Source organism: Collinsella sp. CLA-ER-H4 (genome assembly GCF_040092395.1).
In the GTDB taxonomy this organism is placed as follows: domain Bacteria; phylum Actinomycetota; class Coriobacteriia; order Coriobacteriales; family Coriobacteriaceae; genus Collinsella.
This window is the reverse complement of the sequence record NZ_JBBNLQ010000005.1, coordinates 62,555-89,239: the sequence shown is the minus strand read 5'-3', so window position 1 is coordinate 89,239 and position 26,685 is coordinate 62,555. Positions and strand designations below refer to the sequence as shown.

Genomic DNA, 26,685 nt, shown 5'->3' with positions numbered 1-26,685 from the left:
GGCTCCTAGTCGTGGGCGTGGTTGGTGATGGGGCCGACGTGGACCAGCTTGGGGTCCTCGCCGCGCTCGAGCGCCAGATCGCGCAGGATGGCGTCCTCGCGGGCCTCCATGACCTCGGCCTCGTCGTCCTCGATATGGTCATACCCCAGCAGGTGCAGCATGCCATGCACGAGCATCAGGCGGCACTCGTCGGCAGGGGCATTGCCAAAGCCGGGGGCCTGACGGGCAATGACTTGCGGGGCCAGGATGATATCGCCAAGCTCAAGCGTCTCGTCGGCGGGAATATCCTCGTCAAAGGCCGAGTCGCATTCAAACGAGAGGACATCGGTGGTGCGGTCGATACCGCGCCACTCGTGGTTGAGCTCGTGCATCTCGTCCTCGTCGACATACGAAAGGGAAATCTCGACTTCACGCTCAACGCCTTCGGCGGCAAGCACGACCTCGCAGATGTGTTCTACCTCCTGCGCGTCGAGCAGCGTATCGAGCTCGGCATCGTTGCTGATCAATACACTCAACGGGACTCCTTTCGGTCGCGCGGGCGCTGCTCGCGCACGTCATCATAAGCATCATATGCCTCGACGATACGTCCCACCAGGGCATGGCGCACCACGTCGGCACGCTCGAGGTGAGAAAATGCGACATCGTCGACACGGCCCAAAATCTTCTCGACATCCGCCAAGCCACCACGACGGCCCACCAGGTCACGCTGGCTCAGGTCGCCGGTAATCACAAACTTGGAGTTAAAGCCCAGGCGCGTCAGAAACATCTTCATCTGCTCGGGCGTGGTATTTTGGGCCTCGTCGAGCACCACGAAGGCGTCGCTCAGCGTGCGGCCGCGCATGTAGGCAAGCGGGGCGATCTCGATCACGCCGCGCTCCATGAGCTCATCGGTGCGCTCGCGATCCATCATGCAAAATAGGGCGTCGTAGAGCGGGCGCATGTACGGATCGATCTTTTCCTCGAGGGTGCCGGGCAAAAAGCCCAGGTTCTCCCCCGCCTCGACAACCGGACGCGTCAAGATCAGACGGCCCACCTCGTGACGCTTGAGTGCGGCAACAGCGAGCGCCATGGCCAGATAGGTCTTACCGGTACCGGCAGGACCCAAGCCAAACGTGATGGTATTTGAGCGGATGGCATCCACATAGCGCTTTTGACCGAGCGTCTTGGGGCGAATGACGCGACCGCGATACGAAAGCAGCACGTCATCGCGAAGCGACGTAGCCTCGTGCTCACCGTCGCGCAAGACGGCCAGGCAGCGAGAGACATCGTCGGCAGAAAGCGTGCGCCCGGAAGCAGCCTCACGAAAGGCATGTTCGAAAAAACGCGCGACCAGTTCGACCTCGTCCGGGTCACCGCTCACGGCGATGCTGTCGCCACGGGCGACCACGTGGGCGCGAACTGAGCTCTCCAGCGCACGAAGGACGCCGTCGCCGGCACCCAAAACGCGCGAGGGGTCAATACCCTCGGGAACGGTAAGTCTAATCTTCGAGGCTTCCATGAACCTCCCTGCGTGCATGGACCAAGCCGGAATCATCGACTCCGATGATAGCAACATCGAGCAGGCACGGGGCTGTAAGTCCACAGGTATCGTCAAGACGGGCATGATGGAACGAGCCAAGCGTCAGGTTGTCACCATACTCGAGCACGGCACGCTCGACCGTGCCCACGCGACGACGAGCGTCGGCAATAGCGAGCTCCTGTGCGGCGGCCCGCATACGGCGGCTGCGCTCGGCCATAACCTCGGGTGGCACCTGGTCGGGCATGTCGGCAGCAAGGGTACCGGGACGCTTGCTGTAGCGGAACACGTGCATACGCGAGAAACCCACACGGCGGCACAGCGCCAGCGACTCCTCGAACTCCTCGTCCGTCTCACCAGGAAAACCGACGATGACATCGCACGAAAGGGACGCCTGGGGCAAGTTGGCGCGAATCATACGCACCGTGTCCTCAAAGGCCTCGGCGCTATAGGGACGGCCCATGCGATGCAGGGTCGCCGTGCAGCCGGACTGCACGGGCAGGTGCAAAAACGGGGCGATACGCTGCGGGTAGCGCGCCATAACCTTAAGCAGGCGCTCGGAGATATCCATGGGCTCGACCGAGGAAATGCGCACATGCGGAATAGACGTGCGCTCCATGATGGCCTCGAGCAGCTCATCGATTTCGACGTGCTCGTCGGTCGCGCTCTTGCCATCGTAGGCACCCAGGTTCACACCGGCCAGCACCACCTCGGGCACGCCGGCCTCCTGGGCCTCGCGAACTTGCTCGAGCACGGACTCGACGGGCACGGAGCGCTCGGGGCCGCGCGCCTTCCACACAATGCAATAGGTGCAGCGATGGTTGCAGCCATCCTGAATCTTCACGCCCAGGCGAGAGCGACCGAGCGCATCGACCACCTCGCCATCGCTGCAGGCGGGAACGCTATCGGACTCAACACCCAGCACCTCGCAAACACGTTCGGCGACATCTATCTTGGACGGCTCGGCAATCACGCGATCCGAAAGCTCCGACAGCTCCTCGGGATGCAAATTGACCACGCATCCGGTCACGACCACATAGGGCTCGTTTGGATGGGCCAGCGCATGACGGACGGCCTTACGGGTCTTAGCCTCGGCCTCGCCCGTAACGGCACAAGTGTTAATGACGATCAGATCGGCATCCTGGGGCTCCACAATAGCAAAGCCCAAGCGCATAAGATCGGCAGTGATACGGTCAGACTCAACCCGGTTGACACGGCAGCCGAGGTTGACGACGGAAATATGGGGTGCGAGCACGCGGGCTCCTTAATCGAGGATATCGTCGAGGGCACTCTTGATACGGTCGGTCACCGACTTCTTACCAGAAGCGACGTCATCGCCCATCTCATCGGCAAAAGCACGGAGCAGCTCGCGCTGCTTATTGGAAAGATTGGTGGGAACGACCATGCGCAGTTGCACGATCAGGCGGCCACGCGAACCGCCACCGCCAATGCGCGGCATGCCGTAATTATTGACGCTCACGGTGTCGCCGTACTGGGCGCCGGCGGGAACCGTCACCTTAACGACCTCGTCGGGCATAATGCCCTCGACCTCAATCTCGCAGCCGAGCGCAGCCTGCGCAATCGAGATATCGCTCACCAGGTACAGGTCATCACCGTTGCGCTTAAAGCGCTCATGGTCGGCGACGCGCACGTTGACAATCAGGTCGCCCGAAGGCTCGCCGCGAAGGCCGGCCTCGCCAAAGCCGCTCACACGAAGCTGGCGACCGGTCGAAACGCCGGCGGGAATATCGATGTCGATCTTTTCGTGCGAAGGCGTGCGGCCTTGACCGTCGCAGGTCTCGCAGGGATGATCGATAACCGTGCCCTCGCCATGGCAGTCGGGGCAAGGCGAGGAAGACTGAACCTGGCCCAAAAACGATCGCTGAACCGTCGTGACGTAGCCCGTACCGTGGCAGCGGCCGCACTGCTTTTCCAGTGCGCCCTCTGCCCTACCGGTGCCATTGCAGTCCTCGCAAGGAGCAAGGCGGTCATAGCTGATTGTCTTTTTGCAGCCGAGCGCCGCCTCCTCGAGCGTCACCGAAAGCGAGATGGCCATATCACGTCCGCGACGACGCTCACGACGGCTGCGGGCGCCACCGCCGGCACCGCCGCCAAAGAACGACGAGAACAAGTCGTCCATGCCCATGCCACCAAAGATATCGTTGATATCGACGTAGCCGGAGCCACCGGGGCCGTCGGCAGTGCCGTAACGGTCGTAGTTAGCACGCTTCTGCTCATCGGAAAGAACGGAATATGCCTCGTTGAGCTCTTTGAACTTAGCCTCGGCCTCGGGGTCGTCCGAAACGTCCGGGTGTACGGTACGGGCCTTCTTTAGAAACGCGCGCTTAATCGTCCGCGCGTCGGCATCCTTGTCGACGCCAAGCACCTCGTAGTAATCCCTATTTTCCGACACGACCGAATCCTTCCGACTTTCATTATTGTCACAGTGCGTCCTATACCCAAGCTGGGCCGGCCGCAAACAGAGGGTTTGATGTTATTGCATTGCGTAGGGCGAAAGCATGGCACGTTGCGAGCAGCTCGCAAACCAAACCGACACGAGCGCAAACATAAATCCGTTGGCAAAACCGTTGGCAAACTGCATCGCGCCGCGCTTCCACCACAGCAGGCTGCGGTGCAGCACGCCGTCCGAGAGCACCATGAACAGGCCCATGGCAAACGGAATAAAGCACATCACGGCAAAGGCCGAGAACACGCCCGAGATGGCCGATAGCACCAAAAACGGCGCCACGATGCCCATCAGGTAAAAACCGGTACGGGCCTTGCCTTCCAGGCGCTCGGCCTCAACATGGGCCCGACCGACCAGATCACCGCCAGAGGCGCCGTTGGTGCCGGCGTGACCCATGCCGCCAATACGGACCTCGTCGCCATCGTGCGTGCCGGCGGGAAACTCAATCGTCTGCTCGGAGGTCACACGGGTTCGCCCGCTGCCGCCGCAATCGGGACAGGGGTCGGCGACGACCTTACCGGAGCCACCGCACTCAGGGCAGACAGACTGGAACGTGCCGGCACCAAACAGAAAGGACAGGTCGACATCGATGTGGCCGCGACCGCCGCAGCTCGGACAGGTATGTGCATGCTCGGACGAAACAGAGCCCGAACCGCCGCAGTGACCACAGGTATCGAAGCGCGTATAGCGGACGGTCTTGCGGGCACCGCCCTTGGCCTCCTTGGCGTCGAGCTTAATATCGACGACCACGTTGGCGCCGTTCTCGGGATTATAGGCAGCCTGCCCGCGACGCGGCTGACCCCAGGCGCCACCAAAGGGAAAGCCGCCCTCAAAGGGATTGCCGTAGCCCGCGCTGCCGGCGTAACCGCCGCCATAGGGCGAAGCCGTGGGAGCGCCGGCAAAGGGATTGCCCGAGCGCATGGCGTCGTAGCGCGCACGCTTCTGCTCGTCCGAAAGCACAGCATAGGCCTCGGAAACCTCTTTGAACTTTTCCTCGGCATCCGGTTCTTTGTTGACGTCCGGATGGAGCTTGCGGGCCTTTTGCTGGAAGGCTTTCTGTATATCACGCGAGGTGGCGTCCTTGGAGACACCCAAAATCTCGTAGTAATCTTTTTCGTTCATCGTCGCCATGCGCGGCAACCTCCTGCTCACAGCAGCGTATATATTGCGGTAATTCTACCCGAGCGGCCTAGGCTAGACCCCAAAACAGCTCGAACAGCACATTTCCATCGAGCCAGCCCAAGTGAGTGGGCGCTAAACGAGCACGGACGCGACCTGCGATAACGTCTTTCGAGGTGACGCGCCCCGCATGTCCTTCAATATGATCGGGCACCCAGGTGGCAAGGCCCAACTCGACCGCACGGTCGCAGGCCGCCGCCAACTCATCTGCAGCGATCACGCTTGCCGAGCGAACCAACAGATCGGGCCCAATGCCACGCGTCATGCGACAGGCAAGCATCAAATCCTCGGCCGCCGCCTCGCGCTGCGACAGATACTCGGCATCAAACGTCGTCGCGGCATCGTCGCGTTGCACCAAGCGCACGCGATACGCATCGCCGCGAGCAAGCACGTCGGGAAACAGCCCGGCCAAGCGATCGAAATCCTCGGCGTCGAGCATACCGGCGGCAGAGCGGCCCAAACCCAGATAGCCCTGTCCGGTCCAATAGGCAATGTTGTGGGCGCACTCATGGCCGTCGAGCGCGTAGCTTGCCACCTCATACGGGTGATAGCCGGCCGCACTCAGGCGCTCACGCGCCGCATCCATGCATGCAGCCTGAAAATCCTCGTCGGGCTCGAGCGACTCGTCGCGACACGCCATGCGATAGAGCGGCGTGCCCTCCTCGAGCGTGAGCGGGTACACCGACACATGATGCGGCGCCGCCGCCAACACGCCATCGAGTGTGCGCTGCCAGCTTAGGTCGGTCTGCCCGGGAAGGCCGCACATCAGGTCGCACGACACGACAAGCCCAGCGTCCTTGACCGTCGTGATGGCAGCGAGCGCCCGATCGGCATCGTGAATGCGGCCGATGGCGGTAAGTTCGGCGTTATCGAGCGTTTGCACGCCCAGAGAGACGCGCGTGACACCCACCCCGGCAAGCGCAGTGGCAAGCTCTGCGGTCAGCGATTCGGGATTGGCCTCGCAGGTAAACTCAACAGGCTTGCACCACGCAGAGATACGCCGGGCAAATTCTACCAAACGCTCCCCCGCCAGCGACGGCGTGCCGCCGCCAACATAGACGGTGCGGATCTGTGCAAGCGCGCCTGCGTCGCCAAAAGCATCGAGGCGCGCATACAACTGCTCAAAATAGGTATCGAGCGCAACGCTCATGTTGCACGGAGCAAAACTGCGTGAGTCAAAGTCACAGTACCGGCATTTTTGGGCGCAAAACGGCACATGCACGTACAGCGCGGTAACGACCACCGTTAGGCCTCCAACGGATGAGCGGGCACCGACTCGCCGGCGGCAAGTGCGGCCTCACAGGCCACCACATCGTGCTCGATATCATCGACCAGTGCCATGAACTCCTCGTATGTGGAGCAACGCACCACCTGAGCGCGCCAGGCGGCAGCATGGGGCATGCCCTTTAGATACCAGCTTGCGTACGTGCGGGCACGCGACATGAGCGGCAACAGCTCGTGCGTGAGCGTCAGGTGCTCGCGCAGGGCATCCAGGCGCTCAACCGAGGAGCGAGAAGGAACCGGCGTGCCATCGAGTGCAAGGGCTCGGGCATCGCCGAACACCCATGGATTGCCGTAGATGCCGCGCGCGATAAACACCGCGCTGGCACCCGAGCTTTGCAGATGCTCAGCAGCGTCCTCTGCCGAGAACACATCGCCCGAACCGATAACGGGAATCTCGACGGCGTCGGCCACCTCATCGACGACCGACCAATCGGCCTGGCCCGTATAGAGCTGCGTGGCGCAGCGACCATGTACCGCCACCGCGGCGGCCCCTGCTCCCTCAAGCATCTGGGCAAACGTCGCGGCGTTGCGGTCTTCGGCGTAAAAGCCCTTACGGATTTTTACGGTCACGGGCACATGCGCCGCGCCCACCGCCGCCTCGACGATCTGCTCGGCCAGATCGGGAGTGCGCATAAGCGCCGAGCCCTCGCCCTTGGTGACGACCTTGCGGGCGGGGCATGCCATATTGATATCGATGAGCGACAGGCGATCACCCACACGCTCCTCGACGGCGGCGACGGCACTCGCAAACTGATCGGGCTTGGAGCCAAAGAGCTGCACGCAAATCTGCTGTTCCTCGTCGGCAGGAAGCACCAGTCGCCAGGTCTTGTTGCTGGCATAGGCAAGGCCCGCCACGCTCACCATCTCGCTGTAGGCAAGGTTGGCACCGCGGCGGCGGCACATGACGCGGTAGGCAGGGTCGGTCACGCCCGCCATGGGAGCCATAAGGAACGGCTGCTCGGCATAGGCGCCCAGCAGCCGCCGACTATATTCGGAAAGCGCCATAGATCTACTCGTCCACCTTGAGGATAGCCATAAACGCCTCCTGCGGGACCTCGACCGAGCCGATGGCCTTCATGCGCTTCTTGCCCTCTTTCTGCTTCTCGAGCAGTTTGCGCTTGCGCGAGATATCGCCGCCGTAGCACTTGGCAAGCACGTCCTTGCGACGTGCCTTGACGGTGGAGCGGGCAATGATCTTGTTGCCGATAGCACCCTGGATGGGCACCTCGAACAGCTGGCGCGGAATAATCTCCTTGAGCTTGTCGCACAGACCGCGGGCCAGGCCATAGGCCTTGTCCTTGTGCACGATAAACGACAGCGCATCCACCTCGTCGCCAGAAAGCAAGATATCGAGCTTCACGAGCTCGGAAGGACGATACTCGTTGAACTCGTAGTCGAGCGAGGCATAGCCCTTAGTGCGGCTCTTGAGCTGGTCAAAGAAGTCCAAGATGAGCTCGGCAAGCGGCATATCGAAGCGCATCTCGACCGATTTGCTCGTCAGGTGGATCATGTCGGTCGTAACGCCGCGGTGCTCGATGGCGAGCTGCATGACGGCGCCCGTGTACTCAGGTGGGCAGATGATCTTTGCCTTGAGGTAGGGTTCCTCGATACGCTCGATGCGCGTGGCCTCGGGAAGGTCCTGCGGGCTGCGGACATCGATCATTTCGCCGTCGGTCTTGTAGACGTGATAGTCGACCGAGGGACTCGTGGCAATGAGGTCCAGGTTGAACTCGCGCTCCAGGCGTTCCTTGACGACTTCCATGTGCAGCAGACCCAGGAAGCCCACGCGGAAGCCAAAGCCGAGCGCCACGGACGTCTCGGGCTCCCACACCAACGAGGGGTCGTTAACGTGGAGCTTATCGAGTGCGTCACGCAGGTTCTCGTAGTCCTTGTTATCGATCGGGAACAGGCCCGTATAGACCATGGGCTTGGCCTCGCGGTAACCGGGAAGCGGCTCGGGGCAGGGGTTCGACGCCCACGTAAGGGTATCGCCCACGCGAACGGCCTCGGGGTCCTTCAGACCCGTGACCACGTAGCCCACCTCGCCGACCGTCAGCGCATCGACCGGGGTCTCGGCGGGACGCTTGACTCCCACGCCATCGACCAAAAAGTCGCCCTTTGCCTGCATCATGCGCAGGGTATCGCCCTTCTTGATGGAGCCGTCAAAGACACGGACCGTGGCAACGACGCCGCGGTACTCATCGAAATACGAGTCCAGGATGAGCGCTTTGAGCGGCGCGTTTGCATCGCCCTTGGGCGGCGAGATCAAAAAGACAATAGACTCCAGCAGATCGTGAATGCCCTCGCCGGTCTTGCCCGATACGCATACGGCATCGTCGGCAGGGATCGCCAGGTCATCCTCGATCTCGGTCTTAACCTCGTCGGGATGAGCCGAGGGCAGGTCGATCTTGTTGATGGCCGGCACAATGTCCAGATTGGCGTTCATGGCAAGCGTCGCGTTGGAGACGGTCTGTGCCTCGACGCCCTGTGTGGCGTCGACAACGAGCACCGCGCCCTCACAGGCTGCCAGCGAGCGCGAGACCTCATAGGTAAAGTCCACGTGGCCCGGCGTATCGATCAGATTGAACTGATACGTCTCGCCATCGTCGGCGTCATAGGACACGCGAACGGCATTGGACTTGATCGTGATGCCGCGCTCGCGCTCGATATCCATGGTGTCGAGCAGCTGCGACTCCATGTCGCGTTCGTCGACGGTATGGGTGAGCTCGAGGATGCGATCGCTGATCGTGGACTTGCCATGGTCGATGTGCGCAACGATTGAGAAGTTGCGGATGTGGGAAATGTCAATTGAAGTATTCATGCGGACTATCTTACCCGAGCGGTACAAAAAATGGAGCCTGTTCCATAAAACAGGCTCCATTTATGCGCGTAATCTGTGTGGTGTGAAATTTACAACTTAAGCGTTGATGCTGTTCACGAGCTTGGCAAGACCGGACTTGCGGTTGGAAGCCTGGTTCTTGTGGATAACATGCTTGGCGGCAGCCATGTCGAGACGCTTGGTGACGGTCTTGAGGGCAGCCTGGGCCTTCTCGGCGTCGCCCTCGGCGACGGCGGACTGGACGTGCTTGGTCAGCGTCTTGAGCTCGGACTTGACAGCCTTGTTACGCATGCGAGCTGCCTCATTGGTGCGGATACGCTTCTTCTGAGACTTGATGTTTGCCACTTCTGGAGTTCCTTTCGAGTTCCTTGCAAAAAATGTATGACACCTCTGAGACACGGTGAGGTCATGCAAGCGCCTACTATAGCACGCTCCCCCTCAAAGGGATAGAACGAATTTGTCAAATAGGCAGGTATCATCACGATTTTCTCAAGATGTTCGTAATCCAGAGCAAAAGCGCGGTCTGAGAATCGGCCGAACCCTTGAGCGCGAGCTCCACATCAACGGCACCCTCGAGCGCTGCGACGAGCTCTGCCATCGAAAAGCGACGTGCCCAGGTCAGGTGATTCTTGACCTGCCAGGACTGGAGTTTGAGCGTTGCGGCCAGCTCACGACCCTGTCCGCGCGCATCGAGCGCCTTGGCAACGATAAGCTCGCGAATGCGGCCGCACAGCAATGTGTACGTCCACACGTAGCTCTTGGCGGGCATTAGATTGAAGAGCTCGAGCGAACGGCGCATGTCACGGGCCGAGACCGCATTGAGAAAGTCCCAGGGTTGAACCTCGGCCGTACGTACAATCCAGCGCTCAACGTCGGCAAGCTCAATCTGGGGCGCCTCGACCATCTGGGCAAGCTTAGCCAAGTCGTTATCGAGCATGCGAGTGTTTTCACCCGAACGCGAGACGAGCTCCTCGGCGGCCGCCGTCGAGATCGACTTGCCGTGCTGCGTCGCCATCTGTTGCACGCGGCGCGGTAACTCCCAGCGCTTGGTGCCGGAGCAATCGATCACGGCCTTCTTGTCGATTTTGGCGATCGCCTTATACAGGCGCGTGTTCTTGGCAAGCGAGTCGGCGATGATGAGGCAGACCGTCGTGGGGCTGGGACTCGCCAGATAGTCGACAAGCGGCTCCGAGACCGCCTTAGCGAGCTTTGAGCAGCCATCAAGGATTACCAAGCGAAACTCGCTGCCCATCGGAAAGGTGTTAAGCGATCCGATAATGGACTCGATATCGGGGTCCTTGGTCATGTCGCGCTCGTCGAGGTTGAACTCGACCATTCCCGACTTTTCCAGACGCGCCTTCATACGCGAGACGGCGTGATCGCGCTTGACGCCGTCGGTACCGACGATCAGATATGCCGGCAGCAGACCGGTTTCGGACATTACGCTCCCCTCCCGCAGGCCTTCGTATTCGTTCCGTGCCATTCTAGCCCAGGGGCCCACCACACGCCATCGACGTCGTCACGGTCGCTGGCATCGCATCGCAAAGCCATTCGCAGTCGGCGTGACGGTAATGTCGCCGTGTTCGATAGTGCACGCGAACACGGCGCCCGCTTCCTTAACGGCATCGATGCAGGCATCGGACGGATGGCCGTATCGATTCCCTTCGCCCGCACTCGCGAGGGAAAGCTCGGGCTTCAGGACGTCCAGCAACTCATCATCGACTGAAACCTTAGAGCCGTGATGCCCAAGTTTAAGTACGTCGATATCCCCCACCTCCTGCACGAATTCCCGTTCTTGGTCGATCTCGGCATCACCGGTGAGGAGCATACGCAGGCCCTTGCCTTCCTGAACATATGAGAGCAGCAGGACAAGCGAGTCCTCATTTCCCTCACCATCCACGGACTCGAATGGCCACATCACGCGGGCGCAAAATGAGCCGATATCGACCGTATCCCCACGGCGCACCTGCCGATACTCCACGCCAGGTCGGTTCAATACCTCGGCAGGAGCATCCTCCAGCGCATCCGCCGCCACGGCAATCGTACCGACCGGAAACTGTTCGAGCACGGCAGGCAGACCACCCCAGTGGTCCTCATCCCAATGCGTCACAAAGACGGCATCGATATGGTGCACGTTATTGCGAACCAACGCCGCCACCACGCGCTCGTCGAGCCCGCAGTCGACGAGTGCCACTGCACCGCCCTGGCGGATAAGAATCGCATCGGCCTGGCCCACATCGAGCACCGTCACAGAAGGCGGAGCGAATCGATCCCAGTAGACGTACGGAATCGCAGCCAGGAACACCAGACATGCAAGCCCCACCGCCACAGGACGTGCACGGGGACGTGGCCACCAGACCAGCAGAACCGCCAGCAAACACGGCACTAGGTAAATCCACATGCTATCGGGCGGCACGCTCACGGATGCACCCGGCACGGCGGCAAACAGCTGCTCAAAGAACAGCGCGCAACGGGCGGCAATCATGGGCACAACGAGCGCCCAAGTCCGCAACGGTGCCACAAGCGAAAAGGGAACCAGCACGATCGACACAGCAAGCAGTACGCTCACCACCGGACCAATGACCGCATTTGCCAACGGAGCAATGAGCGAGAACGTACCGAAGGCAGGAATGGTAATGGGAAGTGTCGCCAGTTGCGAGCACAACGTGACGGAAAGCATGCCAGCAACGCCTGATGGCACACCCAACTCACCCAAAGCGTAGGTCGCATAGGGGCAAAAGCACAGAATGGCTAAAACGCTGGCGCATGAAAGCTGAAAGCCCATCTCGAACAGCACCGTCGGCCGCAGTAGCACAAAGATGGACATGGTTACGAAGAGCGCCGATGCACCGTGCCGGCGACGCCCTGCGCCGTTTACGACAAGCGTCGCGAACACCATGCAGCACGCGCGCACGGCCGAGGGAGACGCGCCCGTAAAGGCAGCGTAGCCCACAAGCGTTACCGCCAATATCGCCCGCTGAAGACCACGTGAGCACCGAGTCTTTTGCAATACACCCTCGATTACAAACCCCACGATAGCCAAATGGCCGCCCGAGACGGCGATAAGATGCGCCGTTCCCGTCACCGAAAACCAGTCGCCCGCCGGCTGGGCGCGCAGCTCGGCCGAACGACCGCAGACGACACCGGCTATGAGCGCACGCGCCGGGTCGGTCGCAGGCGCGATGGACGCAAGCAGCCCATTTCGCAGCCGAAGCAGCGGCCCCGGAGAGCCCTCATCGACCGACACAATCCGAACGGCTTTTACCTTGCGCACCTCGCCTCGGAGCGCGCGCGATCGTCCATACGCATCGTTCTCAAAACGTGAAACGCGACCGATAACACGCACGTGCGCCCCAACATTGAGCTCGCTGTCACACGATAGGCGAACCGTTGCCAAGTTCTTACCGTCCGCACGTGCCTCGCAGGTATAGGAATACACGTCGTCGTTTATGGATGGATCACCCTGCACGACAAACTCGAGGCTGCTTGCCGCTCGACCTTCGAGCGCCTTCGAGGCGCTTAGCGCGCCCACAGCCCACCACGCCGAGACGACCGCTCCCGCCACGAGGCCGACGGACGAGGCATACAGCCACCGCTTCAAAGGGGCAAGCCGCGCACAAGATTGAGCCAGCACAACGAATACCGCCGCCGCGACGGGGATGGCCCATAGCGGCCCGACCGCCGGCGCCTGCTCCCTCAGCAGCGCATCAGCGGCCACGTTGAGCACCAAGGCGCAGCTCATGCACATGCCGGCACACAGGGCCATCGTCCACGGCATCAATGGACGCGGTGGCATCACATGCTCGCGCTCGGTCGCACTCATACGCAGATGCAATCTTTGATTTTGGCAAGCTTCTTCTCGCCGATTCCCGACACACGCATCAGATCGTCAACCGAGGCAAAAGCACCGTTCTTTGTCCGCTCATCGATAATCGACTGGGCCATGGAGGGGCCGATGCCCGAGAGCATCTGTAGCTCTGCCGCGCTTGCCGTATTGATATTTACTAGGCCTGTTGCGCCACTCACGCCCGATGATGCGGAAGCCCCACCATCAACACCAGCTTCCGCAATGGACGCCTGCTGCTCCCCTACCGTTGGAACGTGAATCTTCTGTCCATCGACGACCTTAGATGCCCGATTGAGCCCCGTAACGTCTGCCTCGGGCGCCAGCCCGCCGGCGGCATCAATCGCCTGAGCCACCCGCGCGCCGTCCTTGAGACGATATACACCGGGCGACACAACGGCGCCATCGACATCGACATAGACCTCTGCCGCGGCAGACGCCTTAGGCGAAGAGCCTTCGGAAGTCTTTCCGCTCGAGGCATCGCCGGATCCCGGCTCCGCCAACGAGCCCGAACCATCAGTGCGCTCAAACGACACACTGCCGGCACCGCCGCCAAGGTTCGCCATCGCCAGTCCACTCGCCATCGCAATGACGACCAGAATCGCCATCACCACTGCCTTATGACCGAGCAGCTTGCCCGCCAAGCGATCCATCCGTTTGACCCGTTCGTGTTGTTCGCGCTGCGCCATAGCAAAACCTCCCAATAACATCGTGTCAGGAAAAGAGTCCTGCAACAGCCATGCTCCAAAACCGGTTTTCGCGGTCAAACCAAAAGCCGACCAAAACCTTGCGAAATAATGTCCGTTTATTCAGGCACACGTCAGCAAATGAGCACTTAGTCGCAAAATGCCCAGATAACAAAAGACCGACGATGCAAGCGCATCGTCGGTCTATGCACAAATTTACTCGTGATCTTGGTAAATCTCACGCGGAGCAAGCTCCGAATGTTTACGTTTTAAGGTCTTAGGGGCCTTATACGTGTTGCTCTCGAAGTCGATGTACTCGGTCTGCTTGAGCAGGCGCTCGATCATCTCCTCGTGATCGAACAACTCCCAGGCCTCATGCACAGCATCGAGTTTAGCGTGCGTCTCGGGACGGCGTGGCATAAACAGCGTGCAGCAGTCGGGAGCGGCCTCAGTCGAGATATCGAACGTACCGATCTCCTCGGCGCGCGCGATGATCTCCTGCTTGTCCGAACCGATGAGAGGGCGGAACACGGGGATCTTCACGGCCTCGTTGACGGCCATGATGTTCTCAAGCGTTTGGGAGGCAACCTGCCCGAGCGATTCGCCGGTCACGATAGCCTTGGCGCCCTCGATGTGCGCAATGCGCTCGGCAACCGAATACATAATGCGGCGATACATGATCACGCGAAGGTTGCTGGGACAGGTGACCGAAATCTCACGCTGGCAGTCGCCAAACGGCACCACGTACAGGCGGCCGATCTGGACACCCGGCTCAAGCGCACGGATGATATCCTGCACCAAATACTCGCTCGTATCGGGCGTCTGCGGACGACCAGAGAAATGTACCGGCACGCACACCGCGCCGCGACGCGCGAGCATCCAGGTCGCCACCGGAGAATCGATACCTGACGACAGCAGCGTCACGACCTTGCCGGCAGAACCCACCGGCAGACCGCCCACGCCGCGCTCGGAGCGCGCGTACACATAAACGCTACCCTGGACCACCAGTACGTGCACCATCGCATCGGGCTCGTGCATTTGAACCTTTTTATCGGGGAAGGCCTCACACAACACCTCGCCCACCTGACGATTGATGTCAATCGAGGTGAGCTCATAGTCGGTATTGGAGCGCTTAGCGTGCACCTTAAACGAATCGAAGGAACCAAACTCACGCAGCGCCTTGACGGCGGCGGCGCAGTACTCCTGCGGGTCGCGGTTGGTGTGATACGCCAAAGACACACGAGCAACGCCGGGAACGGTGCGAATGACACGCGCCGCATCATCGGCCTGATGCTCGTTAAAGGTCACGAGGATATAACCGGAAATTCGAGACACGGCGTTCACGGAAAAGGCGGCCAAAGCCGCCTTAATGTTATCCATGAGGATATGCTCAAAATGTGCGCGGTTCTTGCCCTTCAGTCCAACCTCGTGATAGTGGACCAGGCAGACGCGAGCCGCCATTTAGGCTTCAGCAACCTTGTGGCCGAGCGCCTTCTCGTAACGGGCCTCGTCGTAAGAGATGTCGCCGTCGACAATCTCGTCCATAGCCATCGAGATGGTATCGGCACCGGAAAGCCCGATGGTGATGTCATCGACATCCTGGACGGCAAGCACGCGGTTGTGCTGGCCACGCAGCATGCTATTGATGTCGCAGGCGCGCTTAGAGGCAAGCGAAGCGAGCAGGAAGCGGTTGTGATCGGTCTTCTCCAGAAGATCGTCAATGCAAGGCTTTACAACGGACACGGACCTCAGATCCTTTCATGCATATCGAGAACGCGAACGAGCTCATCGGTCGCGCGGTCGAGATCGTCATTAACCACGACGTCGTCGTAGCGGTCGGCAAGGGCAAGTTCATCGGCGGCGTTTGCCATACGCAGCTCAATCGTCTCGGGCGTCTCGGTACCGCGACCGACTAGACGCTCGCGGAGCACCTCAAGCGAAGGCGGCTTGATAAAGATCAACACAGCCTCGGGGAAACGCTCCTTCACCTGCAGGGCACCCTGGACATCGATCTCCAAAATCAGAGACGCGCCCGAGGCGAGCTTGGATGTGACCTCGCTCACCAACGTGCCGTAGCAGTTACCGTGGACCTCGGCCCACTCAACAAACTCACCGTTTGCCACGCGGCGGTCGAACTCCTCGCGCGTCAGAAAAAAGTAGTTGACGCCGTCGACCTCACCTTTGCGTGGTGCTCGCGTGGTAGCCGAAACCGTCAGGCCCAGGTTCGAGCGGCGCTCGCGCACACGAGTGACGAGCGTACCCTTGCCTGCGCCTGACGGTCCAGAAATCACAAAGAGCTTGGAATCCTGAGCGCTCACTTATTTGGTCAGCTGCTCGAGGAGCTGCTCGCGCTGACGGACGCCGAGGCCCTGGACGCGACGGGTAGCGGAGATACCGAGCTCCTCCATGATCTTGCCGGCCTTGGCCTTGCCATAACCAGGGAGAGACTCGATGAGGGTGGAAACCTTCATACGGGAAGCGATGGGGTCATCGGAGTTAAGCACGGACTCGAGGGACTTCTCGCCCTTCTTGATCTGCTCGCGAAGCTCAGCGCGGGCGTGACGTGCGGCAGCAGCCTTCTCAAGAGCCTGCTTGCGCTGCTCGTCGGTAAGCTGAGGGAGTGCCATTCGTACCTCCAAATAGTTGGGTTATATCTGATTCAATAATTGGCATTTTAGCACGTAGAACGTACAAAATGCCCAATCGCGGCTCCATAGGTTAGACGATACCCGCAAAAAGTGCAATATACTGCGCCCAAAGTTAAGCCCCTGACCTGCGATTCCACACAAAGGATGGGAAAGTTTACGCAGGAACAGGGGCTATTTTGTGCTAATGAGACCCAAAAGTGGTGACTTAGGGGAATCTTTTACGCGACGTTTTCGACCAGCTCGGCGACGATGGCGTCAAAGGCGGCAACCGGATCGTCGGCACCGGTGATGGGACGGCCCACCACAATGTGGCTTGCGCCACGCTCGATAGCCTGGGAAGGCGTCGCCACGCGGGACTGGTCACCAAGGGCGGCACCAACCGGACGCACACCCGGAGTCACGATCAGGGCATCGGGACCCAACAGCTCACGCATGTCGTGAGCCTCCATCGGCGAGCACACGATGCCGTCGATGCCGTTGGCCTGAGCGAGCTTTGCCAGGCGAGCGGCCTCCTCGGCCACGGGCGACTCGACGCCGATCTCGCTCAAGGCATCCTGATTCATGCTCGTGAGCACGGTGATGGCGACGAGCTTGGCGCGGTCGTCGCGCGCCTCCTCGGCACCCTCGCGGCAGGCAGCAAGCATGGCGCCCGAACCCAAGCCGTGAACCGAGAGCAGGTCGGCACCGGCAAGCGAGGCCGAGCGGGCGGCACCGCGAACCTGATGCGGAATATCATGGAACTTGAGGTCGAGGAAGACCTTAAAGCCCAGGTCCTTAAAGGTCTTGACGATCTGGGGACCCTCAGCGTAATAGAGCGTCATGCCCACCTTGAGCCAAGCGGCATGACCAGAAAGCTCGTGGGCGAGCTCGAGCGCACGCTCACGGTCGCAGTCGAGGGCGACGATAACGCGGTCGCGGGCATCGGTCTCTAGCATTCGAAAGCACCTACCAGTTCGTTGATGTCCTTCACGCCCTGGGACTCGGCCCAGGCCTCGAGCTCATGCGCGATCTTGAGCGAAGCGCACGGATCGACGAAGTTGGCCATACCGACCGACACGCAGGTGGCACCGGCCAGGATAAACTCAGCCGCATCCTCACCGGTCATGACACCGCCGACACCGTTGATGGGGATATCGACGGCCTGGGCAACCTCCCAGACCATGCGCACGGCGATGTGATGACACAGCGGGCCCGAAAGGCCGCCCTTGGGCTTTGCCACGCGGGACTTGCGGGTATGGACGTCGATGGCCATGCCCTGGATGGAGTTGATGACCGAAAGGCCGTCGGCACCGGCAGCCTCGAGGGCCTTGGCGATCTCGGCGACGTTGACCGGTGCCATCTTCACGAACAGCGGCTTATCGGTCACCTTGCGGCAGGCAGCCATAACGGAAGAGGCGCCCTCGGGCGTGGAGCCCATGGCGGCACCGCCGGCGGCGATATTGGGGCAGCTCACGTTGATCTCGTAGCCGGCAGCCCAGGGGCACAGCTCGACATACATCTCGAGCGCGCGGACAAACTCGTCAACGGAGTGGCCGGCAACCTGACAAATGACCTGGCAGCCGTCCTTGGACAGCTGCTCGAGCCACGGACCGGACTCGCGGGCAAAGGCGGCCACGCCGGGGTTCTGAAGACCCACGGAGTTGATCATGCCGCCGGGAATCTCAGCCATGCGGGGCGCGGGATTGCCGGGCCAGCGCTCGGCTGCGCAACCCTTGGTGGTGATGGCGCCCAGCTGGGAAACATCAAAGAAGTTCTGGAACTGCCAACCGTAGCCAAAGGTACCGGCTGCGGTGTTGATGGGGTTCTGCATCTTGACGCCGCCGAAATCGACGGCCATGTTCACGGTACCCACTAGAAGACCACCACCTTGGAAGCATCGAACACGGGGCCGCACATGCAAGCACCCTTCATACCGTCGACCGTCTCGACATTGCAGGTGTTGCAGGCGCCAAAGCCACAGCTCATCATGCGCTCGAGCGACACCTCGCAGTACGCACCGGCCTCAGCGGCAGCGGCGGCGACTTTCTTCATCATGACGGCGGGACCGCAGCTGGCCACATAGTCGTAGCCGCCCTCGCCGAGCAGCTCGGCTGCCGGGTCGGTGCAAAAACCGTGCGTGCCGAGCGTGCCGTCATCGGTGCACACGTTAACCGTGGCGCCCAGCGCGCGGAACTCATCGACACCCACGGCCTTGGAAGCGGTGCCAAAGCCCAGGCAAACGTCGACATCCACGCCCTGCTCGGCAAGCTTGCCGGCAAGGCACAGCACGGGCGGAACGCCGATGCCACCGGCGACGAGCAGGGCCTTCCTAGTGCCCTCGGGAACAAGCCAGCCGCGGCCGCCAGGGCCCAACAGGTTGGACTTGGAGCCGGGGCACATCTGCGACAGACGACGGGTGTCGTCGCCCACGACGGCGTACCACAGCTCGACGGTGCCGGCCTCGGCGTCGGCGCAATAGAAGCTCAGGGGCACGCGAAGCAGCGAAGACGCATCGCCGGGCACGGCAATGTTCACAAACTGACCGGGCTTGAGCGCACTTGCAAGCTTGGGGGCCGAGATGACGAGCGAGAAGATGCCGTCGGCGATCTCCTGGTTCGAGACGACCTCGAAGTCGTGCATGCGTGCAGTGGAAGGTGTGGGCATAGACGCTCCAATCCCCCATGCGATTGCATGGTCAAAACGAACAGAAAGCGCGGCACCGCAAGGGCACCGCGCACAAAAGCGATAAGGCTATGCTAGCAGATGCAGCCGTCGGCGAGCGTCTGCTTACCGCCGACAAACACATCGGTGGCACGACCGGTAAGCGTGCGGCCGGCAAAACCGGAGTTCTCGGCGCGCGACTCGTAACCGTCCTCGCCAACCGTCCAAGTGGCGGACGCGTCGAACACGGTCAGGTCGGCAACGGAGCCCGCCTTGACCTGAACCTGGTCGAGGCCCAGGATCTCACGCGGCTTGATGGCCATGAGCTCGACCATGCGGCCCATGCTCATCTTGCCCGTGTTGACCAGCTCGGTGAGCACGAGCGACAGCGAGGTCTCGAGGCCGATCATGCCAAAGGGCGCAAGCTCGAACTCGCGGGCCTTCTCCCACGGGGTGTGGGGAGCGTGATCGGTGACGATAACGTCGACGGTGCCGTCGATGACACCCTGACGGATGGCCTCGGCATCCTCGTCGGTGCGCAGCGGCGGATTGACCTTGAGCGAGGTATTGTAGGTCTCGTCCAGGTCGTTCTCGGTCAGGAACATGTGGTGCGGGGTGGCCTCGCAGGTAACCTGAACGCCAGCGGCCTTACCGGCACGCACGATCTCCAGGCCATGGGCGGTGGAGATGTGCTGGATGTGCAGCTTGGCACCGGTCAGCTTGGCGATCTCGATGTCGCGGGCGATCTGGAGCTCCTCGCCGGCAGCCGGCCAGCCCTCGAGAGCCAGACGGGTCGAGACCTTGCCCTCGTTGATCTGGCCGTGGCCGACCAGGTCCTCGTCCTGGCAGTGGCTCATAAAGACCTTGCCGAACATCTTGCCGTAGTCCATGCAGCGACGGAGCATGCCAGCGCCCTGCACGCCGCGACCGTCGTCGGTGAAGGCGACGGCGCCGTGGGCGACCATATCGCCCATCTCGGACATGGCCTCGCCCTTAAGACCGCGGGTCATGGCGCCCGACGGATAGACGCGGCAGTGACCGACCTCGGCAGCGCGGGACTTGACGAACTCCACGACGGTGCCGTTATCGGTGACGGGATCGGTGTTGGGCATGGCGCACACGCCGGTAAAGCCGCCCTTGGCAGCTGCGCGGGTGCCGCTCTCGATGTCCTCTTTGACCTCGTAGCCGGGCTCGCGAAGGTGAACGTGCATATCCACCAGGCCGGGGACGAGGTACTTGCCGGAAAGGTCGCGGACCTCGGCTCCCTCGACGGCGAGATTCTCGCCGACCTCGGCGATCTTGTCGCCGTCAATCAGGACGTCAACGACACCGTCAAGCTCGACGGACGGGTCGACGACGTGGGCATTCTTAAGAAGCAAGGCCATTATCGGCACCTCCAAGCAGCAGATACAGGATAGCCATACGCACGCAGATACCGGCGTAGACCTGCTCCAGGATGACGGAGCGTTGCGGGTGGTCGGCCATATAGGAATCGAACTCGACGCCGCGGTTGATGGGGCCCGGGTGGCAGATAATCGCGTCGGGCTTCATGAGCTTCTCGCGGTCCTTGGTCAGGCCGAAGAGCTTGTGGTACTCACGAATGGTCGGGAACGGGGCACCCTCGAGGCGCTCCTGCTGCACGCGCAGCATGTAGACGACGTCCAGCTCGGGCAGGACGGAATCGAGGTCGCTCGTCACGTGGTCGCAGCCCAGGACCTCGGGCGCCGGCGGCAGCAGCGTGCCGGGGGCGACGGCGTAGGTCTCGCAGCCCATGATCTTAAGGGCGGGGATCAGCGAGCCGCAGACGCGGGAGTGGGCGATATCGCCGACGACGGCGACCTTCAGACCGTGGAAGTCACCCTTGTGCTCCCAGATGGTGTACAGGTCGAGCAGGGCCTGCGTGGGATGGTTGTGCTTGCCGTCACCGGCGCAGATGACGCTTGCGGGCGAGTTCTGCGTGACGATGTAGGGAGCGCCGGCGTGCTTGTCGCGCACGACAATGCAGTCGATCTTATAAGCGTTGAGGGTCTCGACGGTGTCGACGAGGCTCTCGCCCTTGACCGTGGAGGTCGAGGAACCGCCAAAGTTGAGGCTGTCGGCCGAAAGACGCTTCTCGGCGAGCTCGAAGGAGCTGCGGGTGCGCGTCGAGGGCTCGTTGAACATATTGACGATGGTCTTGCCCTTGAGCGTGGGGACCTTCTTGATCGCACGCTCGTTGACCTCGGAGAACGCCTTGGCGGTCTCGAGGATGAGCTTGATGTCCTCTTCGGAGTACTCGGTAATGTCGATCAGGTGCTTATGGTTGAACGCCACGGTACTACTCACCTCCCAGCGGCGCAGAGCCCACGTGGGAACCCGGCGCGACGTCGTTGATCTCGACGGCGGTGTGGCCGTCGACTTCCTTCATATATAGGTGCACGTTCTCCTCATGCGACGAGGGAACGTTCTTGCCGACAAAGTCCGGCGAGATGGGGAGCTCGCGGTGGCCGCGGTCAACGAGGACGGCCAGCTCAATGCGGCTCGGACGGCCAAGGTCCATGACGGCGTCGAGAGCGGCGCGAATGGTACGGCCCGTGTACAGGATGTCGTCCACCAGCACGACGCGCTTGCCGTCGACGCTGAAGGGAATGTTGGTGGCGTGGATCGCGGGAGCGAAATTGGTAGCGTAGTCATCGCGGTAGAAGCTGATGTCGAGGCTGCCGAGCGGAACGTCGACGCCCTCGATCTCCTTGATCTCCTCGGCGAGCTTCTTTGCCAGAAGGTCGCCGCGCGTGACGATGCCGACCAGAGCGAGGTCTTCACAGCCCTCGTTGCGCTCGAGAATCTCGTGCGCGATGCGGGTCATCGCTCGATTGACGGCGGTCTCGTCCATGATGACCGCCTTGGGGGAAGTCGTGCCCATCGATCTCCTTCCTCACATGTCTTGACTGCTGACACAGTCAAAAAAATAGATGCCCGACCGCTCAAAGCGGACCAGACACCCACAGGAAGGGCTGCTCTTTGGCAGCTATATAATTCCATGTGGGTATCTCGTACCCCTTTAATGGTCAAGGGATAGTGTAGCCAACCTCGAGCTTAATTGCGAGCATAAATACAGAGCAATCCGTAAACGGAGCCCAATGCTCCATAAACCTATATATATTTGTGGGACGAGCTTGAAAACGCACGCACGAGCTGGCATAATCCCCTCTGCTGCACGCAAATCGGATCTACGTCCAGGGCCGTGGCGTGAGCACTATCGCCAAAAGAGGAATATCTCTGTGTAGATTACGCACAGGGAGCTGCTTCTGTGCTATAGTTCAGGCTTGTTTGTTAACGCGACATGTTCGTTTGTCGCCCAAGGAGGGTCAGTTATGTCCAAAGTTTGCGAAGTTTGCGGTAAGCACCCCGTTGCCGGTCGCTCCATCAGCCACTCTCACCGCGTCACCAACCGTAAGTTCCGCCCCAACATCCAGCGCGTCTACGTCGTCGTCGATGGTCACCGTCGCAAGATGAACGTTTGCTCCACCTGCCTCAAGTCTGGCAAGGTTGCGCGCTCCTAAATAAGGTCTTACCAACAGGTACTTCGGACTCTCCGGGTCAAAGACCTCGCGTTCATATAGAACTATAAGAAACCGCTTTCTTTTGAGAAGGCGGTTTTTTCTATCTATCCAGGAATGCAAAACCACACTCATTGGGGACAGACTTACATGAGTGTTTTCACGCATTGGGGACAGACATGACGTACGTATGCGGCGCACCGACTGACTCCGGCCCCTGCCTCACGCTGCATCCTTCCAGCCTGCAGTTGCCTTGGTCACGCTCGTGGCGCCGATACCGGTGATACGAGCAATTTGCTTAACCGTGAGATGTGCCCGCCTGAGCCTCAGCAGGCAGGCATCGCGTTCGGGGCGTGGCAGGGCCTTGAGCAGCGCAGGATCTATGCTCGGCAGAACTTCGCGCGCAACGGAAAGGGCCTCCTCATCGGAGATCCGCCGGCGTGGAAGAACCTCCATTGCCCAGATGCGCCCAGCAACTTCCTCGAGATGCTCGCAATAGCAACGGGAGCCTCCGACAATATCGAGCATAGGGACCGCATCACAGATGTCAAAGGGATCATAGCCCAGCTGATACGCCTTATAGCTTGACCAGCGGTACGCCTCGAGCGAGTCAAGCGCACCCTTCACGGGATTGAGATGAATATAGTCGAGCAGCTCCACCGCCTGCACGTCCGACTCAACCGCGACCCGCGAATAGCGATTATCAAACAGATGCCCCGTTCTCCCCGTTTTCCCGTTGAAATACTTAGCATATGCTGTCAACGCACACTGCATTGCCTTTGAAAGATTGTCAAATGGATCATCAATCATCAAATGGAAGTGATTGTCCATAAGGCACCAAGCCAACACCGCCACTTTATGGCGTGCAAACCTGTCCGAGATGTCCGATAAGAAACGATATCGGTCAGAATCATCTTCAAAAATAATCTGTTTGGAGTTGCCACGGTCAAAGACGTGGTAATAGCCGGTGAGCGAAACGGCGCGGGCGCATCGAGGCATAATCTCTCCTTTCAAAACTGAACAGGCAACACCTAAAAGGAGAGAAGGAACGCGAAATGCTGAGCCTGTGACCTATTTATATCCAATGAGCGGCAAAAACTGGTTCAGAACGGCAAAATGGCAAAACGATGTCTGTCCCAAATGAGTGAAAGCACTCATGTAAGTCTGTCCCCAATGAGCGGGGCGATGCAGCAGGCAGATAGTTTTAGTTAAAACGCTTCATTCAATTGAAGCGTTTTAGTGTGCCTTTTAGAGGAATCTTACCGTTCGCCGAATAATTTCTTGCTATCATGCAAGGCGTAGGGTAAATCTCCGATCGCAAGGAGACACAAATGGTGAAAAAGTCACCGGAAAACACTACTCCCGCAATTGTGGACAACGTAGAGGCGCTTGAGGCTAAGCTCGCTCAGATGCGAGAGGCCCAGGCGCTTTTTGCTACGTACACGCAGGAGCAGGTCGACAAGATCTTCTATGAGGCCGCCATGGCCGCCAACAAGGCTCGTATCCCGTTGGCGAAGATGGCCATCGAGGAGACCGGCCGCGGCGTTCTTGAGGACAAGGTCATCAAGAACCACTACGCCGCAGAGTACATCTACAACGCTTACAAGAACACCAAGACCTGTGGTGTCCTGGAGCGCGACGAGGCTTACGGCATCACCAAGATCGCCGAGCCCATCGGCATCGTGGGCGCCGTCATCCCGACGACCAACCCCACCTCCACCGCGATCTTCAAGACGCTGATCTGCCTGAAGACCCGCAACGCCATCATCATCTCCCCGCACCCGGCTGCCGCCAAGTGCACCATCGCCGCCGCCAAGCTCGTGCTTGACGCCGCCGTCAAGGCCGGCGCCCCCGAGGGCATCATCGGCTGGGTCGATGTCCCCTCCATCGAGCTGACTAACATGGTCATGCGCGACGTCGACATCATCCTCGCCACCGGTGGCCCGGGCATGGTCAAGGCCGCCTACTCCTCGGGCAAGCCCGCCCTGGGCGTTGGCGCCGGTAACACCCCGGTCGTCATCGACGACACCGCCGACGTTCTGCTCGCAGTCAACTCCATCATCCACTCCAAGACCTTCGACAACGGCATGATATGCGCTTCCGAGCAGTCCGTGACCGTCATCGACACCATCTACGACCAGGTCAAGGCCGAGTTCCAGAAGCGCGGCTGCTACTTCGTCAAGCAGGGTGCCGAGATGGAGGCCCTGCGTGCCGCCATGTTCAAGAACGGCGCCCTCGATCACCGCATCCCCGGCATGGCTGCCGCCAAGATCGCCGAGCTCGCCGGCATCGAGGTTCCCGCCAAGACTAAGATCCTGATCGCCGAGGTCACCTCCACCGACCCCGCCAAGGAGGAGTTCTCCCACGAGAAGCTCTCCCCGGTCCTGGCCATGTACCACGCCAAGGACTTCCAGGAGGCCGTCGACAAGGCCGAGCACCTGGTGCTCGCCGGTGGCCCGGGCCACACCGCCTCTCTGTACGTGCACCCCGCCCAGGCCGAGAAGATCAGCCTGTTCGAGCACGTCATGAAGGCCTGCCGCATCGTCATCAACACCCCGTCCTCGCACGGTGGCATCGGTGACCTGTACAACTTTGGCATGAAGCCGTCTCTGACCCTGGGCTGCGGCTCCTGGGGCGGCAACTCCGTCTCCGAGAACGTTGGGGTGAAGCACTTGATCAACGTTAAGACTGTGGCCGAGCGCCGTGAGAACATGCTGTGGTTCCGCGCTCCCGAGAAGGTCTACTTCAAGAAGGGTTCCACGCCCGTCGCCCTCGACGAGCTGGGCAACGTCATGGGCAAGAAGCGCGCCTTCATCGTTACCGACCAGTTCCTCTTCAAGAATGGCAACACCCGCGCCATCGAGGCCAAGCTCGACGAGATGGGCATCGCCCACGACTGCTTCTACGACGTCGAGCCCGATCCGTCGCTGCAGTGCGCACGTCGCGGCGCCAAGCAGATGGCTCTCTTTGAGCCGGACGTCATCATCGCCGTCGGCGGTGGCTCCGCTATGGACGCCGGCAAGATCATGTGGATGATGTACGAGCACCCCGAGTGCAAGTTTGAGGACATGGCCATGGACTTCATGGACATCCGCAAGCGTATCTTCACCTTCCCCGAGATGGGCAAGAAGGCCTACTTCGTCGCCGTCCCGACCTCCTCGGGTACCGGCTCCGAGTGCACGCCGTTCGCCATCATCACCGACAAGGAGACCGGCATCAAGTGGCCGCTCGCCGACTACGCGCTGCTCCCCAACATGGCTATCGTCGACGCCGACAACTGCATGACCGCCCCGCGCGGCCTGACCGCTGCCTCCGGCATCGACGTCATGACCCACGCCATCGAGTCCTACGTCTCCATCATGGCTTCCGACTACACCAAGGGCCTCTCCGAGCGCGCTGCCAAGCTCGTCTTTGAGAACCTGCCCTCCAGCTTCACGAACGGCGCCAAGGACCCGCACGCCCGCGAGGAGATGCACAACGCCTCCTGCATGGCCGGTATGGCCTTCGCCAACGCCTTCCTGGGCCTCAACCACTCCATGGCTCACAAGCTCGGCGCTTTCCATCACCTGCCCCACGGCATCGCTAACGCCGTCATCCTGACCCGCGTCATGCGCTACAACGCCGCCGAGGCTCCCGTCAAGATGGGTACCTTCTCCCAGTATCCTTACCCCAACGCGCTGCACAACTACGCCGAGATGGCCAAGTACTGCGGCATCGAGGGCAAGGACGACAAGGAGGTCTTCGAGAACTTCATCACGAAGCTCGAGGAGCTCAAGGACTTCATCGGTGTCAAGAAGACCATCGCCGACTACGGTGTTAACGAGCAGTACTTCCTCGACACCCTCGACGAGATGACCGAGCAGGCATTCAACGACCAGTGCACCGGCGCTAACCCGCGCTACCCGCTCATGAGCGAGATCAAGGAGCTCTACCTGGACGCCTACTACGGCCGCGAGCCCCAGGACTACGCCGTCTGCTAGTTTTTAGCACGGTTTTTTGCGGCGGGGGTGCACGGGTGTTTCACACACCCCCGCCGTCGCTTC

General features: G+C 60.8%; 25 protein-coding genes. 2 read left to right on the top strand and 23 right to left on the bottom strand.

Annotation, left to right across the window (positions count from 1 at the left end):
* Nucleotides 1-5 precede the first annotated feature (5 nt).
* From ybeY to pyrR, 22 genes are all read right to left on the bottom strand, one after another.
* The gene (gene ybeY / locus AAAX34_RS05255) at nucleotides 6-515 is read right to left on the bottom strand and encodes an rRNA maturation RNase YbeY (protein WP_161115787.1); all 510 of its coding nucleotides are present in this window, start codon (nucleotides 513-515) and stop codon (nucleotides 6-8) included.
* Nucleotides 512-1,498, bottom strand: coding sequence for a PhoH family protein (locus tag AAAX34_RS05250; RefSeq protein WP_349091219.1), 987 nt, complete (start codon nucleotides 1,496-1,498; stop codon nucleotides 512-514). Before AAAX34_RS05250 ends, ybeY begins: the two co-directional genes overlap by 4 nt.
* Nucleotides 1,479-2,771: a MiaB/RimO family radical SAM methylthiotransferase gene (locus AAAX34_RS05245; RefSeq protein ID WP_349110301.1), complete on the bottom strand. Its 1,293-nt coding sequence runs from the start codon at nucleotides 2,769-2,771 to the stop codon at nucleotides 1,479-1,481. The genes AAAX34_RS05250 and AAAX34_RS05245 overlap by 20 nt, the downstream gene beginning before the upstream one ends.
* A gap of 9 nt (nucleotides 2,772-2,780) precedes the next feature.
* Nucleotides 2,781-3,929: a molecular chaperone DnaJ gene (gene dnaJ, locus AAAX34_RS05240; protein ID WP_349110299.1), complete on the bottom strand. Its 1,149-nt coding sequence runs from the start codon at nucleotides 3,927-3,929 to the stop codon at nucleotides 2,781-2,783.
* A gap of 81 nt (nucleotides 3,930-4,010) precedes the next feature.
* A complete protein-coding gene (locus tag AAAX34_RS05235) occupies nucleotides 4,011-5,114 on the bottom strand; it encodes a DnaJ domain-containing protein (protein WP_171021457.1) in 1,104 nt (367 codons plus the stop codon).
* 58 nt (nucleotides 5,115-5,172) lie between these two features.
* Nucleotides 5,173-6,384, bottom strand: a complete 1,212-nt coding sequence (locus AAAX34_RS05230) for a coproporphyrinogen-III oxidase family protein (protein WP_349110332.1) — start codon at nucleotides 6,382-6,384, stop codon at nucleotides 5,173-5,175.
* Between the two features lie 23 nt (nucleotides 6,385-6,407).
* A complete protein-coding gene (gene dusB, locus AAAX34_RS05225) occupies nucleotides 6,408-7,451 on the bottom strand; it encodes a tRNA dihydrouridine synthase DusB (protein ID WP_349110297.1) in 1,044 nt (347 codons plus the stop codon).
* Nucleotides 7,452-7,455: 4 nt separating this feature from the next.
* Nucleotides 7,456-9,267 carry a translation elongation factor 4 gene (lepA, locus tag AAAX34_RS05220; RefSeq protein ID WP_040359843.1) on the bottom strand — a complete coding sequence of 604 codons (1,812 nt, stop codon included), beginning with the start codon at nucleotides 9,265-9,267 and terminating at the stop codon, nucleotides 7,456-7,458.
* Between the two features lie 96 nt (nucleotides 9,268-9,363).
* Nucleotides 9,364-9,630 carry a 30S ribosomal protein S20 gene (rpsT, locus tag AAAX34_RS05215; RefSeq protein ID WP_022094714.1) on the bottom strand — a complete coding sequence of 89 codons (267 nt, stop codon included), beginning with the start codon at nucleotides 9,628-9,630 and terminating at the stop codon, nucleotides 9,364-9,366.
* Between the two features lie 133 nt (nucleotides 9,631-9,763).
* Nucleotides 9,764-10,726 carry a DNA polymerase III subunit delta gene (gene holA / locus AAAX34_RS05210; RefSeq protein ID WP_349110296.1) on the bottom strand — a complete coding sequence of 321 codons (963 nt, stop codon included), beginning with the start codon at nucleotides 10,724-10,726 and terminating at the stop codon, nucleotides 9,764-9,766.
* Nucleotides 10,727-10,804: 78 nt separating this feature from the next.
* Entirely contained in the window at nucleotides 10,805-13,108 is a 2,304-nt protein-coding gene (locus AAAX34_RS05205) for a DNA internalization-related competence protein ComEC/Rec2 (protein WP_349110295.1), read from the bottom strand.
* Entirely contained in the window at nucleotides 13,105-13,782 is a 678-nt protein-coding gene (locus tag AAAX34_RS05200) for a helix-hairpin-helix domain-containing protein (protein WP_349110293.1), read from the bottom strand. Before AAAX34_RS05200 ends, AAAX34_RS05205 begins: the two co-directional genes overlap by 4 nt.
* Nucleotides 13,783-14,031: 249 nt before the next feature.
* The gene (thiI, locus tag AAAX34_RS05195; RefSeq protein ID WP_349110291.1) at nucleotides 14,032-15,276 is read right to left on the bottom strand and encodes a tRNA uracil 4-sulfurtransferase ThiI; all 1,245 of its coding nucleotides are present in this window, start codon (nucleotides 15,274-15,276) and stop codon (nucleotides 14,032-14,034) included.
* Nucleotides 15,277-15,558, bottom strand: coding sequence for a DNA-directed RNA polymerase subunit omega (locus AAAX34_RS05190; protein WP_035138532.1), 282 nt, complete (start codon nucleotides 15,556-15,558; stop codon nucleotides 15,277-15,279).
* Nucleotides 15,559-15,563: 5 nt separating this feature from the next.
* A complete protein-coding gene (gene gmk / locus AAAX34_RS05185; protein ID WP_006236131.1) occupies nucleotides 15,564-16,133 on the bottom strand; it encodes a guanylate kinase in 570 nt (189 codons plus the stop codon).
* The gene (gene mihF / locus AAAX34_RS05180) at nucleotides 16,134-16,442 is read right to left on the bottom strand and encodes an integration host factor, actinobacterial type (RefSeq protein WP_349110290.1); all 309 of its coding nucleotides are present in this window, start codon (nucleotides 16,440-16,442) and stop codon (nucleotides 16,134-16,136) included.
* Between the two features lie 239 nt (nucleotides 16,443-16,681).
* Entirely contained in the window at nucleotides 16,682-17,398 is a 717-nt protein-coding gene (gene pyrF / locus AAAX34_RS05175; protein ID WP_227790432.1) for an orotidine-5'-phosphate decarboxylase, read from the bottom strand.
* Nucleotides 17,392-18,300, bottom strand: a complete 909-nt coding sequence (locus AAAX34_RS05170) for a dihydroorotate dehydrogenase (RefSeq protein ID WP_349110331.1) — start codon at nucleotides 18,298-18,300, stop codon at nucleotides 17,392-17,394. The genes pyrF and AAAX34_RS05170 overlap by 7 nt, the downstream gene beginning before the upstream one ends.
* A 14-nt stretch (nucleotides 18,301-18,314) precedes the next feature.
* Nucleotides 18,315-19,082 (bottom strand): dihydroorotate dehydrogenase electron transfer subunit, encoded by a 768-nt coding sequence (locus AAAX34_RS05165; RefSeq protein WP_349110329.1) that lies wholly within the window; start codon nucleotides 19,080-19,082, stop codon nucleotides 18,315-18,317.
* 116 nt (nucleotides 19,083-19,198) lie between these two features.
* On the bottom strand, nucleotides 19,199-20,488 hold the full coding sequence (locus AAAX34_RS05160; protein WP_349110289.1) for a dihydroorotase: 1,290 nt from the start codon (nucleotides 20,486-20,488) through the stop codon (nucleotides 19,199-19,201).
* The gene (locus tag AAAX34_RS05155; protein WP_035138537.1) at nucleotides 20,472-21,416 is read right to left on the bottom strand and encodes an aspartate carbamoyltransferase catalytic subunit; all 945 of its coding nucleotides are present in this window, start codon (nucleotides 21,414-21,416) and stop codon (nucleotides 20,472-20,474) included. The genes AAAX34_RS05160 and AAAX34_RS05155 overlap by 17 nt, the downstream gene beginning before the upstream one ends.
* Nucleotides 21,417-21,420: 4 nt before the next feature.
* A complete protein-coding gene (gene pyrR / locus AAAX34_RS05150; RefSeq protein ID WP_006236123.1) occupies nucleotides 21,421-22,005 on the bottom strand; it encodes a bifunctional pyr operon transcriptional regulator/uracil phosphoribosyltransferase PyrR in 585 nt (194 codons plus the stop codon).
* 451 nt (nucleotides 22,006-22,456) lie between these two features.
* Here pyrR and rpmB point away from each other — a divergent pair, with 451 nt between their 5' ends.
* The gene (gene rpmB, locus AAAX34_RS05145) at nucleotides 22,457-22,645 is read left to right on the top strand and encodes a 50S ribosomal protein L28 (protein WP_022094725.1); all 189 of its coding nucleotides are present in this window, start codon (nucleotides 22,457-22,459) and stop codon (nucleotides 22,643-22,645) included.
* 219 nt (nucleotides 22,646-22,864) lie between these two features.
* Here rpmB and AAAX34_RS05140 read toward each other — a convergent pair whose 3' ends face one another.
* A complete protein-coding gene (locus AAAX34_RS05140; protein ID WP_349110287.1) occupies nucleotides 22,865-23,641 on the bottom strand; it encodes a transposase in 777 nt (258 codons plus the stop codon).
* 332 nt (nucleotides 23,642-23,973) lie between these two features.
* Here AAAX34_RS05140 and adhE point away from each other — a divergent pair, with 332 nt between their 5' ends.
* Nucleotides 23,974-26,622 (top strand): bifunctional acetaldehyde-CoA/alcohol dehydrogenase, encoded by a 2,649-nt coding sequence (gene adhE / locus AAAX34_RS05135; protein WP_349110286.1) that lies wholly within the window; start codon nucleotides 23,974-23,976, stop codon nucleotides 26,620-26,622.
* The last annotated feature ends 63 nt before the right edge of the window (nucleotides 26,623-26,685 follow it).